Annotated in this window: 10 protein-coding genes and 1 pseudogene; 8 read left to right on the forward strand and 3 right to left on the reverse strand. The window is 71.5% G+C overall.

Annotated features, from left to right (window positions below):
* Positions 1-329, forward strand: a pseudogene (locus tag ACTUAL_RS04305) (hypothetical protein); the annotation flags it as partial.
* A gap of 148 nt (positions 330-477) precedes the next feature.
* Here ACTUAL_RS04305 and ACTUAL_RS04310 read toward each other — a convergent pair.
* Together ACTUAL_RS04310 and ACTUAL_RS04315 are read right to left on the reverse strand one after the other, a co-directional pair.
* The gene (locus ACTUAL_RS04310) at positions 478-1,581 is read right to left on the reverse strand and encodes a LacI family DNA-binding transcriptional regulator (protein WP_096491205.1); all 1,104 of its coding nucleotides are present in this window, start codon (positions 1,579-1,581) and stop codon (positions 478-480) included.
* 121 nt (positions 1,582-1,702) lie between these two features.
* Positions 1,703-2,746, reverse strand: a complete 1,044-nt coding sequence (locus tag ACTUAL_RS04315) for a LacI family DNA-binding transcriptional regulator (protein WP_440899346.1) — start codon at positions 2,744-2,746, stop codon at positions 1,703-1,705.
* A gap of 264 nt (positions 2,747-3,010) precedes the next feature.
* On the opposite strand from ACTUAL_RS04315, the gene ACTUAL_RS04320 reads away from it, so the two are divergent.
* From ACTUAL_RS04320 to ACTUAL_RS04350, 7 genes are all read left to right on the forward strand, one after another.
* A complete protein-coding gene (locus ACTUAL_RS04320; protein ID WP_096491207.1) occupies positions 3,011-4,270 on the forward strand; it encodes an extracellular solute-binding protein in 1,260 nt (419 codons plus the stop codon).
* Positions 4,271-4,375: 105 nt separating this feature from the next.
* Positions 4,376-5,254 carry a carbohydrate ABC transporter permease gene (locus ACTUAL_RS04325; RefSeq protein WP_218181406.1) on the forward strand — a complete coding sequence of 293 codons (879 nt, stop codon included), beginning with the start codon at positions 4,376-4,378 and terminating at the stop codon, positions 5,252-5,254.
* Positions 5,254-6,147, forward strand: coding sequence for a sugar ABC transporter permease (locus ACTUAL_RS04330; protein ID WP_096491209.1), 894 nt, complete (start codon positions 5,254-5,256; stop codon positions 6,145-6,147). Before ACTUAL_RS04325 ends, ACTUAL_RS04330 begins: the two co-directional genes overlap by 1 nt.
* Before the next feature lie 83 nt (positions 6,148-6,230).
* On the forward strand, positions 6,231-7,331 hold the full coding sequence (locus ACTUAL_RS04335; protein ID WP_096491210.1) for an ABC transporter ATP-binding protein: 1,101 nt from the start codon (positions 6,231-6,233) through the stop codon (positions 7,329-7,331).
* A 159-nt stretch (positions 7,332-7,490) separates the two neighbouring features.
* Positions 7,491-8,390 (forward strand): metal ABC transporter solute-binding protein, Zn/Mn family, encoded by a 900-nt coding sequence (locus tag ACTUAL_RS04340; protein ID WP_440899347.1) that lies wholly within the window; start codon positions 7,491-7,493, stop codon positions 8,388-8,390.
* The gene (locus ACTUAL_RS04345) at positions 8,387-9,229 is read left to right on the forward strand and encodes a metal ABC transporter ATP-binding protein (protein WP_096491212.1); all 843 of its coding nucleotides are present in this window, start codon (positions 8,387-8,389) and stop codon (positions 9,227-9,229) included. The genes ACTUAL_RS04340 and ACTUAL_RS04345 overlap by 4 nt, the downstream gene beginning before the upstream one ends.
* Positions 9,230-9,231: 2 nt before the next feature.
* On the forward strand, positions 9,232-10,068 hold the full coding sequence (locus ACTUAL_RS04350; protein WP_096491213.1) for a metal ABC transporter permease: 837 nt from the start codon (positions 9,232-9,234) through the stop codon (positions 10,066-10,068).
* Positions 10,069-10,343: 275 nt separating this feature from the next.
* On the opposite strand, the gene ACTUAL_RS04355 is transcribed toward ACTUAL_RS04350, so the two are convergent.
* On the reverse strand, positions 10,344-11,654 hold the full coding sequence (locus tag ACTUAL_RS04355) for a GGDEF domain-containing protein (protein WP_232519665.1): 1,311 nt from the start codon (positions 11,652-11,654) through the stop codon (positions 10,344-10,346).
* Positions 11,655-12,174: the final 520 nt, after the last annotated feature.

The following is a 12,174-nucleotide window of genomic DNA, read 5'->3' on the forward strand; positions in this document are numbered from 1 at the left end:
TGGGCGAGCACGCGGACTTCCGGATCGCGGTGACCAACACCGGGCAGCTGCCCTGCACGCGCGAGATCGGGCGCGGGGTGCGCGAGCTGGTGGTGACGTCCCCGGACGGCGCGACGCGGCTGTGGTCGTCGAACGACTGCCTGGCGGCGGAGGGCTCGGAGGTCCGGGTGATGAAGCCGGGCGAGGTCTTCGAGTTCGGCCTGAAGTGGCCGGGGACGACGTCGGCGCCGGGCTGCGGCCCGCGCACCCGGCTGGGCGCGGGCGACTACCTGCTGGTCGCCAGGGTCGGCGACCGCTCGTCCGACCCCGCGGTCTTCCGGATCGGCTGAGACCGGATCGGCTGAGACCGGCGTGGTTGAGCCCGGCGTGGGTGAGCCCGGCGTGGTTGAGCTCAGCGCGGTGGGACCCGGCGCTGGTGAGCCCGGCGCGGCCGGGCTCGTCGGCCGGGCGCTCGCCGCGAAGCGAGCGCCCCACCCGTCAGTGCCCGAACCACCGCTCCTCGGCGATCGTCCTCGGCTCGGCCGCCGTCGTGCCGGTGATCAGCTCGGTCTCCAGCGTCACGGTCCTGGGCTTGGTGCGCTCGCCGATCTCCATCAGCAGCTTGCCCGCCGCGCGGCCCTTCTCCAGCACCGGCTGCCGCACCGTGGTCAGCCCGGCCTGCTCGGCCTCCCGGATGCCGTCGAACCCGGTCACCGTGAGGTCCGCGGGCACCCGCAGGCCGCGCCGCTCGGCCTCCTGCAGCGCGCCGAGGGCCAGTATGTCCGAGGTGCAGATCAGCGCCGTGATCTGCGGGTCCCGGTCCAGGACCTGGGCCGCCGCCGAGGCGCCTTGCGCGATCGTGTGGTCGAACCGCTCCACCACCGGCACCGAGGCCCAGTCGACCCCGACCTCGGTGAACGCCTGCCGCAGCCCGCTCATCCGGGACCGCTGCACGTGGAAGTGCGCCGACTCCTGCCGCGACAGCGGCACGAACCCGTCGTTGCGGTCCCGCGCGAGCCTCATGCACACCACGCCGACCCGCCGGTGCCCCAGCGCGATCAGGTGCTGCGCGAGCTGGTGCATCGCGGCCCGGTCGTCGATGCCCACGCGGTCGACGTCGGCCAGGTCGGGCTGGTCGCACACGACGGTCGGCACCGGCCGCTCCAGCACGGCCGCGAGGTGCGGGTCGTCGTCGGGCACCGAGTAGACGACGAAGCCGTCGACGCCCGCCCGGTGCACGGCCGCCACGTCCTCGCGCTCGGGGTTGGCGGGCACGAGCAGCAGCCCCTGCCCGGCCGTCTCGCAGGCCAGCGCGAGCCCCTCCAGGAATCCGATCGCCGCCGGGTCCCGGAACGCGTAGGAGAGGTTCTCGGTCAGCAGCAGGCCGACCGCGCCCGCTTTGCGCGTGCGCAGTGATCTCGCCACCGGATCGGGGCCGGGATATCCAAGTCGCCTCGCTGTGTCCAACACCCGGCGTCGCAGCTCCGGCGAGAGCTGGTCGGGACGGTTGTACGCGTTGGACACCGTTGTCCGGGAAACCCCCAGCTCCGCGGCCAGAGAGGCCAACGTCGCCGGGCGTCGCACATGCATCGACCGCGCCATGGAGTGACCGTAACGGTTCAGAAGCGCTTACAGAAGTGGGCGTGATCCGCGTCCCTTTACCATTTCGTCAGCGCAGGTCAACATACGTTACTGATCAGTACAGTGGTCCAGACCAATGTGGTTATTCGGGCGATGCTGTTGATTCTCGAACAACAAGGCGAGGCCGGAACACTCTCGTGTAGTTCGCGCTGTGCCTTCTGCGCCGATCGGGGTCCAAACGCAGCACGAGTTCGTCCACCGCGGCGGTCGCCATTTCCTCGATCGGTTGCGCCAGAGTGGTGAGCGGGGGAGAGCAGTAGGGGGCCAGCGGGATGTCGTCGAAACCGACCACCGAGAGATCGCCGGGAACGGACAAACCCCGCTTGTGCGCCTCTCGGAGCACCCCTATCGCCATGTGATCGGACGAGCAGATCACCGCCGTCGGCCGCACGGAGTCGAGCAGCTCCGCCGCCGCGAGCGCCCCGCCCTCCGGCCCGAACGGGCCGTGCGCGACGAGCGAGCCGTCCGCGCTGAGCCCCGCCTCCTCCAGCGCCGCCGCCCACCCGGCCCGCTTGAGCCGCGACGGCAGCGCCCGCGCGGGCCCGCTGACGAACCCGACCAGCCGGTGCCCCAGCTCCACCAGGTGCCTGGTCGCCGCGTACCCCGCGTGCTGCTCGTCCACGGTCACGTCCGGCACGTCCAGCGCGGGCGTCGCCCCGTTCACGAACACCATGTGCACCCCGTCGGCCAGCAGCTTCGAGTAGTAGCTCGGCCGCGCGGCCCGCCCCAGCGGCGCCTCGGCGTTGGTGATCTCCGGCGAGACGAACACCATGCCCTCGACACCCCTGGCCAGCAGCATCCGGACGTACTCCTCCTCGCCCATCGCCGCGTCCCCGGACGCCCGCGTGTTGCACAGCAGCGACGAGTAGCCCAGCCGGGCCGCCCTGACCTCCAGCGCCTCGGCGAACGCCGGGACCACCGGGTTCGACAGCTCCGGCACCAGCAGCCCGATCACGCCGGTCCGCTGCAGCGCGCCGAGCCCGCGCGGGGTGTACGGCATCTCCGCCAGCACGGCGAGCACCCGCTGGCGGGTCTCGTCGTTGACCCCCGCTCGGCGGTTCAGCACGCGGCTCACGGTTGAGATGCTCACCCCGGCGGCCCTGGCGATCTCGGCCAGTCCGGGCACCGGTCCTCCTCGTTGCGGTGGGTGAAGCGGCGGGGTCGGGCTTCGGGAATCCGGAGACAGGGCTCCGCTTCACCCTGCCGCCCGCAGCAAGGTTTTGCAACGCCCCCTGCGGTTTCCCCCGTTCGCGCGCCGCCGTTACGGCTTGGTTACGCCGCGACCCTTGACCGTCCCCAGTTCAGCGGTATGAAATCCGCGTCAACTCTTCCGCAAGAACTTGCAGTGGCCTCGCCCCGGCGGGGCCGGATGAGAGGGGCGACAGCAGCGATGCGACGTACCACCCTCCTGACGGCACTGGCCGCGGGCTTAGTCCCCGCCCTCGCCCTCACCGCCTGCGGTGGCTCTTCCGGCGGCGGCGGCGCGAGCAGCGAGGTCGTCTTCTGGGACACCAGCGGCCCCAACGAGAGCCCCGTCTTCACCAAGGTCGCCCAGGACTGCGCGGCCGGGGGCGGCTACCAGGTCAAGACCGAGACCGTCGCCTTCGACGCGGCGCTCAACAACTACAAGACCGCCGCGCAGGGCGGGCAGGGCCCGGACGTGTTCCGCGCCGAGGTCGCCTGGGTGCCGCAGCTGGCCAAGAACGGCCTGGTCCTCGACCTGACCGGCACCGACCTGGTCAAGGACACCTCGGACTTCCTGGAGACCCCGCTCGGGTCCGCGGTCTACGAGGGCAAGACCTACGGCGTCCCCCAGGTCACCGACTCGCTCGCCCTCTTCTACAACAAGAAGCTGCTGGCCGACGCGGGCGTGCAGCCCCCGAAGACCTGGGACGAGCTCAAGTCCGTCGCCGCCAAGCTCGGCGGCGAGAAGGCGTTCTTCGTCAACAACGACGCCTACTACGCCCTGCCCTTCCTCTACGGCGCGGGCGGCGACCTGGTCGACGCCGAGGCCAAGGAGATCGTGGTCTCCTCGCCGGAGAACGTGAAGGGCCTGGAGACCGCCAAGGGCCTGGTCGACGCCAAGGCCGCCACCACCGCGCTCGACGCGGGCAACTCCTACAGCAACATGCAGGCGGGCTTCGGCTCCGGCGAGATCGCCATGGTCGTCAACGGCCCCTGGTCCGTCCCCGACTACCTCAAGGGCGCCGCGTTCGCCGACGGGTCCAACCTCGGCATCGCGCCCGTCCCCGGCGTCACCGAGGCCACCGCCGGGCTCGCCCCGGTCGGCGGCCACGACTACGTGGTGCGCCAGGGCACCAAGGCCAAGGACAACGCGCTCAAGCTCATCGCCTGCATGAGCTCCGCCGAGTCCCAGGCCGAGATCGCCACCGAGCTGGGCCTGCTGCCCACCCGCAAGTCCGCCTACGAGGTCGCCGAGGTCAAGGCCAACGCGGTCGTCGCGGCCTTCGAGCCGGTCGTCGCCCAGGCCCACCCCCGGCCGTGGATCCCCGAGGGCGGCCAGCTGTTCGACCCGCTCAAGACCGCCTACGCCGACTTCCTCGCGGGCAAGAAGGACGCCAAGTCCGCGCTGGACGAGGTCGCCAAGACCTACAAGGACCAGATCCTGCCCGAGTACACCGTCGGCTGACCGCTCCGGGGCCGCCCGACCCGCGCGGGCGGGCGGCCCCGGCGCTCCGGCGCTAGGAGGCCACAGGTGCGCAGGTTCCTCGACCGGCACTGGTACGCGTACGCGATGGTCCTGCCGGTGGTGCTGGTCATCGCCGTGCTGGTGCTCTACCCGCTCGCGCAAGGCGTGTTCTTCACCCTCACGGACATCAACGAGTCGTCCATCGCCAACCCGGTGCTCGACCGGCCCGCCACCTACGAGTGGGTCGGCCTGCGCAACTACCTCGCCGTGCTCTCCGGCGACGCCAGCTACGGCGCGTTCTGGGCCACCCTGCTGCGCACCGTCGTGTGGACCGCCAGCTGCGTGCTCCTGCACTACGGCATCGGCCTCGGGCTCGCCGTCCTGCTCAACCGGCAGGTCGCGGGCCGCGCGGTCTACCGGGTGCTGCTGATCCTGCCGTGGGCGGTGCCCGCGTTCATCAGCGCGTTCGCCTGGAAGTACATGTTCAACGCCCAGTACGGGATCATCAACCAGGTCCTGCGCGCCCTGGGCCTTCCCGACCCGGTGTGGCTCGGCCAGTCGAACTGGGCGCTGGTCGCGGTGGTGATCGTGAACGTGTGGCTGGGCGTGCCGTTCATGATGGTCTCGCTGCTCGGCGGCCTCCAGTCCATCCCGGCCGACCTGTACGAGGCGGCCGAGGTCGACGGCGCCACCCCGTGGCAGCGCTTCCGGCACGTCACCCTGCCCGGCCTGCGCTCGGTCTCCAGCACGGTCGTGCTGCTGGGCGTCATCTGGACGTTCAACATGTTCGCCGTCGTCTACCTGATCACCGGCCAGAACCCGAGCACCCGGCTGCTGATCACCTACGCGTTCGAGCGCTTCTTCTCCGGGGCCTCCCGCGACTACGCCGTCGCCTCCACCTACGGCGTGCTCATCCTGTCCGTCCTGCTCGTGTTCGCGAGCGGCTACCGGCGCGCGCTGCGCAGGCAAGGCGAGGTGTGGTGATGTCCATCGAGGCCGCTTCGCTGCGGGCCGCGACGCCCGCGCGCGAGTCCCGGAGGGCCAAGCGCTCCCGCGCCGCGTCGACCGGGCTGCACGCCGCGCTGATCACCGCGTCGCTGATCGCGGTGTTCCCGGTGTTCTGGGTCGTGGTCACCTCGTTCAAGCCGGACGCGCTCGCCGTCGAGACCACGCCCAAGCTGGTCAACGAGTCCAGCCTGGACAACTACACCCGCATCCTGTCCGGGGAGAAGGGCGACTTCCTGGCCTGGTTCGGCAACTCGGTGCAGATCGCGCTGCTGACCACGGTGCTGGCGGTGTTCCTGTCGGCCACCGCCGGGTACGCGGCCAGCCGCTTCCGGTTCCCCGGCAAGCGCAAGCTGCTGCTGTCGTTCCTGGTCGTGCAGATGTTCCCGTTCGCGGTGCTGATCGTGCCGCTGTACAACACCCTGCTGGCGCTGGGCGTGCAGGGCACCGCGCTCGGCCTGGTGCTGGTCTACTGCACCACCGCCGTGCCGTTCTGCACCTACATGCTCAAGGGCTACTTCGACACCATCCCCGCCGACATCGACGAGGCGGGCCGGGTGGACGGGCTCTCGCCGTTCGGCGTGTTCTGGCGGCTGGTGCTGCCGCTGGCCAGGCCGGGGCTCGCGGTGACCTCGTTCTACGCCTTCCTGACCGCGTGGGGCGAGGTGGCGTTCGCCTCGGCGTTCCTGTCGGCGGCCGACGAGTCCAAGACCCTCGCGGTGGGCCTGCAGGTGTTCGTGCAGCAGAACCGCACCGAGTGGGGGCACCTGGCGGCGGCGTCCACGCTGGTGGCCATCCCGGCGGTCGCGGTGTTCTACCTCGTGCAGCGGTTCCTGGTCTCGGGGCTGGCGGGCGGCGCGGTGAAGGGGTGAAATCCGTTCGCGTCCGGGTGTTCCCGTAAGCGCTTGCAATGCCTAGCGTTGCGGCAAAGCTCGGGTACTGAAAGGTGCGCACCATGGCAGAGGTCGCCTACGACAAGGCGTCGCGGATCTTCTCCGGCAACCCCCCGGTGCGAGCCGTCGACGAGTTGTCCCTCGACGTCGCGGACGGCGAGTTCCTCGTTCTGGTCGGCCCGTCGGGTTCCGGCAAGTCCACCGCCCTGCGGATGCTCGCGGGCCTGGAGGACGTCGACGAGGGCGCCATCAAGATCGGTGGCAAGGACGTCACCAACGTGCCGCCGAAGGGCCGGGACATCGCGATGGTGTTCCAGTCCTACGCGCTGTACCCGCACATGACGGTCGCGGAGAACATGGGCTTCGCGCTCAAGCTGCGCAAGGTCGCCAAGGAGGAGATCAAGCAGAAGGTCGCCGAGGCGGCGGCCATGCTCGACCTCACCAAGTACCTGGACCGCAAGCCGAAGGCGCTCTCCGGCGGTCAGCGCCAGCGCGTCGCGATGGGCCGCGCGATCGTCCGCGAGCCCAGCGTGTTCCTCATGGACGAGCCGCTGTCCAACCTGGACGCCAAGCTCCGCGTCGAGACCCGCGCGAACATCGCGGCCCTCCAGCAGCGCCTGGGCACCACCACGATCTACGTCACGCACGACCAGGTCGAGGCCATGACCATGGGCCACCGGGTCGCCGTGCTCAAGGACGGCCTGCTCCAGCAGTGCGACACCCCGCGCGCGCTGTACGACAAGCCTGCCAACGCGTTCGTCGCGGGCTTCATGGGCTCGCCCGCCATGAACCTGAAGACCGTGCCGCTGACCGCCGAGGGCGCGAAGCTGGACGGCCTGCTGGTGCCGCTGGAGCGCGCCAAGCTCGACGCCGCCTCCGGCAAGGGCCTGTCCGAGGTCGTTTTCGGCGTGCGCCCCGAGTCGCTGGCGCTGGTCGGCGAGGGCGAGCCGGGCATGGAGATGGCCGTCGAGCTGGTCGAGGAGCTGGGCGCGGACGCGCTGCTGCACGGCGCGGTCCGCATCGGCGACTCCTCCGAGCGGTTCGTGGTCCGCGTCGACGGCCGCACCCCGCCCGCGCTGGGCCAGACCGTCAAGGTCGGCGTGCGCGACGCCTCCGAGGTGCACCTGTTCCACCCGGAGACCGGGCTGCGCCTGACCGACTGACGCCCGCTCCGCAGGACCTCGCAGGGCCATCCCCCACGTACGGGGGGTGGCCCTGCGTGTTCTTTGCCCCATCCGGTGGACAAGGTGGTGGCGGAGAGTTCTAAACTGAACTCGACAACGGTTACCATTCCACTTTAGGTCCCCCTGAGGAGTCAGTCGATGACTGTGCGCACCACGCTGATCACCGCCGTGGCGGTGCTCGGTCTCACCACCGCCTGCGGCAGCGCCGACCAGGGCGGCAGCGGCTCCTCCGACGCCGCCGACGCCCCCGCGGGCGCGGTCTCGGTCGTCACCTCCACCAACGTGTGGGGCAGCGTCGTCAAGGCGGTCGGCGGGAGCGATGTCGAGGTCAAGGCCCTGATCGACGACCCGTCCGCCGACCCGCACTCGTTCGAGAGCAAGCCCGCCGACATCGCCGCCGTCGCGGGCGCCAAGCTCGTCGTCGGCAACGGCGGCGGCTACGACGACTTCTTCGACAAGATCGTCGACGAGTCCGCGCAGTCGGCCAAGCGCGTCGACGCCTTCGCCCTCTCGGGCAAGGAGGAGAACGAGCACGTCTGGTACGACCTGGCCACCGTCCGCAAGGTCGCCGACAAGGTCGCCGAGGAGCTCTCCGCGATCGCGCCCGACAAGAAGGACGCCTTCACCAAGGGCGCGGCCGACTTCGGCACGGCGCTCGACGGCCTCACCGCCAAGGTCGAGCAGATCAAGCCCGCCAAGGTCGTGGTGACCGAGCCGGTGCCCGCCTACCTGCTGGAGACCGCGGGTGTGGAGGACCTCACCCCGGCCGAGTTCACCGAGGCCATCGAGAACGAGACCGACGTCCCCGTCGCCGCCATCGCCGCCACCGGTGACCTGATCGTGAACAAGCAGGTCAGCGCACTGATCAACAACACCCAGACGGAGAACGCGGTCACGAACGACCTGGTCGCCAAGGCCGGGACCGCCGGGCTGCCCGTCGTGGGCATGACCGAGACGCTGCCGGAAGGCGTCACGGGTTACGTTGAGTGGATGACGAAGCAGGTCGACGAGCTGACCGCCGCGCTCGGGACGAAATGAGCGCCCAGACCACCACGCCTGACCGCCCCGCAGCCCAGCGCGGGGCGGTCTCGCTGCGTTCGGCCCGGCTCGCGTACGGCGACCGGGTCCTCTGGGACGGGCTGGACCTCGACGTGCGGCCCGGCGAGTTCATCGCGGTCCTCGGCCCCAACGGGTCCGGCAAGACCAGCCTGATGCGGGTCCTGCTGGGCCTCCAGCCCCTCTCCGGCGGCAGCGTCGAGATCGCGGGCGTCCCGGCCGGGCGCGGCAGCCGCGCCATCGGCTACATCCCCCAGCAGCGCCCCGTGGACACCTCCACCGTGCTGCGCGGGCGCGACCTGGTCGGCCTCGGGCTCGACGGCCACCGCTGGGGCCTGGGCCTGCGCGGGCGCGCCGAGCGCCGCCGCCGCGTCGACGAGGTCCTGGAGGCCGTCGGCGCCACCTCCTACGCCGACCGGCCCGTCGGCCTGCTCTCCGGCGGCGAGCAGCAGCGGCTGCGCGTCGCGCAGGCCCTCGTCGGCGACCCGGCCGTGCTGCTGTGCGACGAGCCGCTCCTCTCGCTCGACCTCGCCCACCAGCGCGTCGTCAGCGACCTCATCAACACCCGGCGGCGCGCCTCGGACACCGCCGTCCTGTTCGTCACCCACGAGATCAACCCGGTGCTCCCGCTGGTCGACCGCGTCCTCTACCTGGTCGACGGCCGCTTCCGGATCGGCCCGCCCGCCGAGGTCATGACCGGCGAGACCCTGTCCGAGCTGTACCGCACCACCGTCGAGGTGGTCAGGGTGCGCGGCCAGATCCACGTCGTCGGCGCGCACGGCGTGTGCGAGGACCAGCCGCACCACGCCGAGGAGCACTGACGATGGAGAGCCTGTTCGACTTCGCCACGACCGCCGAGCTGATCGGCCTGCCGGTCGTGCAGCGGGCGCTCCTGGCCGCCGCCGTCCTCGGCCTGGTCGCCGGGGCCATCGGCCCGCTGGTGATCACCCGGAAGATGTCCTTCGCCGTCCACGGCACCAGCGAGCTCGCCTTCACCGGCGGCGCCGCCGCCCTGCTGCTCGGCATCAGCGTCAGCTACGGCGCGGTGCTCGGCGCCGTCGTCGCCGCCCTGCTGCTCGGACTGCTCGGCCAGCGCGACTCCGAGCGCGACTCGGTCATCGGCGCGGTGCTCGCCTTCGGCCTCGGCCTCGGCGTGCTGTTCCTGTGGCTCTACCCCGGCCGCGCGGCCAACAAGATGGGCCTGCTCGTCGGCCAGCCCATCGGCATCCCCGCCGGTGACGTGCAGGTGCTGGTGGTCTGCGCGGTCGTGGTGCTGGTGGTGCTCGCGCTGCTCTACCGGCCGCTGCTGTTCGCCAGCGTCGACCCCGACGTGGCGCTCGCCAGGGGCGTCCCGGTGCGCGCGCTGTCCCCGGTGTTCGCGGTCCTGGTCGGCATCACCACCGCGCTCGGCGTGCAGATCGTGGGCGCGCTGCTCGTGCTCTCCATGATGATCACGCCCGCCGCCGCAGCCGCCCGGATCACCGCCAGCCCGGCCAAGGCCACCGTGCTCGCGATCGTGTTCGCCGAGGTCGCCGTGCTCGGCGGGATCGTGCTCTCGCTCGCGCCCGGCGTGCCGGTGAGCGCATTCGTCACCGCGATTTCGTTCGCCATTTACGTGATCTGCCGGATCGTCGGGAAATCACGCGTTCGGGCTGTTTGATCCCACGTTCGAGGGGATACCCGTGACGACCTGAGCGTGTCGCGCGAAGCGAGTGCCCGATGGGTCGAAACAGCTCTCCCCCCGAACCCCGCACCACCGGTGGAATCCACCACGCCGAGTGCCGATCGGCGCTGCCCGGACCAGTGCTGCCCGGATCGGCGCTGCCCGGACCAGTGCTGCCCGGACCAGTGCTGCCCGGATCGGCGCTGCCCGGACGCGGACCGGCCGCGCCCGGATCGGCCGCGCCTGGACCCGCCGCGCCTGGACCCGCCGCGTCAGGCCGTGCGCGGCACCCCGTGCTCCTGCAACCGGGCGGGCGTCGCCGGGCGCGGCCCGCCGATGTCCACGTTCGCCACCCGCACCTGGTTGCGGCCCCGCTCCTTCGCCGCGTACAGCGCCCCGTCGGCGCTGTGCTGCGCGTGCGCCAGCGCGTCCGGGCCGTCGCCCAGCACCGCGACCCCGATCGACGCCGAGATCGCCCGCACCTCCTGCCCGTCCTCGTTCACCGGCAGGTCCCGCCCGCGCAGGTGCACCGTGCTGCGGTGCTTGTCGGTGGTCACCACCACCATCAGCCCGATCGCCTCCCGCACCCGCTCCGCGATCGCCGTGCCCTCGGCCAGCCCGGTGTCGGCCAGCACGACCACGAACTCCTCGCCGCCGTCCCGACCGGCCACGTCGCCCGGCCGCAGCTTCTCCCGCAGGATGCGCCCCACCTCGGCCAGCACCGCGTTGCCCGCCGGGTGCCCCCAGGTGTCGTTGATCCGCTTGAAGTGGTCCAGGTCGATCGCCAGCACGGTCACCGGCTTGCCGTCGATGCGGCCCCGCTCGGCCAGCCGGTGCGCGAACTCGGCGAGCCCGGTCGTGTTCAGCAGGCCCGTGCGGAAGTCGGTGTGCGCGTCCTGGGTGAGCTGCTGGTGCGCCTGCGCCTGCTCGGCCAGCAGCCGCTCCAGGTGCGCCTGCCGCTCCGAGGCCCGGTGCAGCAGCGCGTTCGCCAGCACCACCGGCACCACCATCAGCAGCGGCGCGGCCCAGTGCGTCGCGGTCAGCAGCCCGAGCAGCGCGCCCACGCCCAGCGTGGTGGCCTCCAGCATGTTGTCGCCGCGCGAGCCCAGCGTGTCCGCGAACCGGGTGCGCGGGTTCAGGATCTTCAGCACGCCCGTCATCAGCACGACCTGGGTGAACCAGTACAGCGCGGCGGTCAGCGCCAGCACCGCCAGCAGCCCCAGGTCGCCCAGCAGCCTGCCGGTGGCCAGCAGCGGGAACCCCGCCTCGCGCACCGCGACCCCGGCCAGCACCGTGCTGGCCACGATGTGCGTCGAGGTGAACACGAACCGGTAGGGCTGCCGTCGCGCGATCGGCTGGGTGACCACGCGCAGCAGCAGCACGATCAGCACCGCCAGCGGCGCGGGCAGCACCACCGCCGCGGCGAACGTCCACACCGAGGTGAGGTCGAAGTACAGGCTCGCGGACTCGTCGCGCCGCGACTCCTCGGCGCGCCGGACGATCGTCAGGTGCACCGTCACGGCCGCCGCGAACGCCCCGAACCGGAACCAGTCGGACTCGGAGGCGGACCCCACCCCGGCCATCAACCAAATGGTGGAAATCAACACCACCAATTCGATGGAAAGGATGTAAGCGATCGCGGCCGGTCGCAGGGACCAGAGCTCCCAGTTCCGCCCGGCGGACACGCCCGGTGTCGTGGGCGGTTCGTGATCGGGCAAACTGTTCGCCACCACGTCCCCCTACACTCGACCCGTCATCACCCGGCGCATTGCCGTCGCGGCCGATGCCGCCCTTCGATCCCCACCGCAGCAGGTACCCGGAATCCGGGAGGAGGAGTGTTCGCCATGCGCAACCGCGAGTGGTGACCCCACCGGCCTCCCCGGTCCCCTCCGAATCCCCGTGCCCGCAGACCGCGCCCACGTCGTCTCGTCAGGGAAATCGTCATCCATGATGAGTCCGTTTCACGTGGTCACCGCATCGGGGCCCGCCTTCGCGCGCGCCCTCCTCCAGGCTACGGTCGCCTGCGCGGCGAGCAGCAGCCCGACACCGCCCGCGCCCGCGATCGTCGCGGTCACCGAGCCAACAGCGTGCGCCACGACGCCC

It is taken from the genome of Actinosynnema sp. (genome assembly GCF_052038725.1).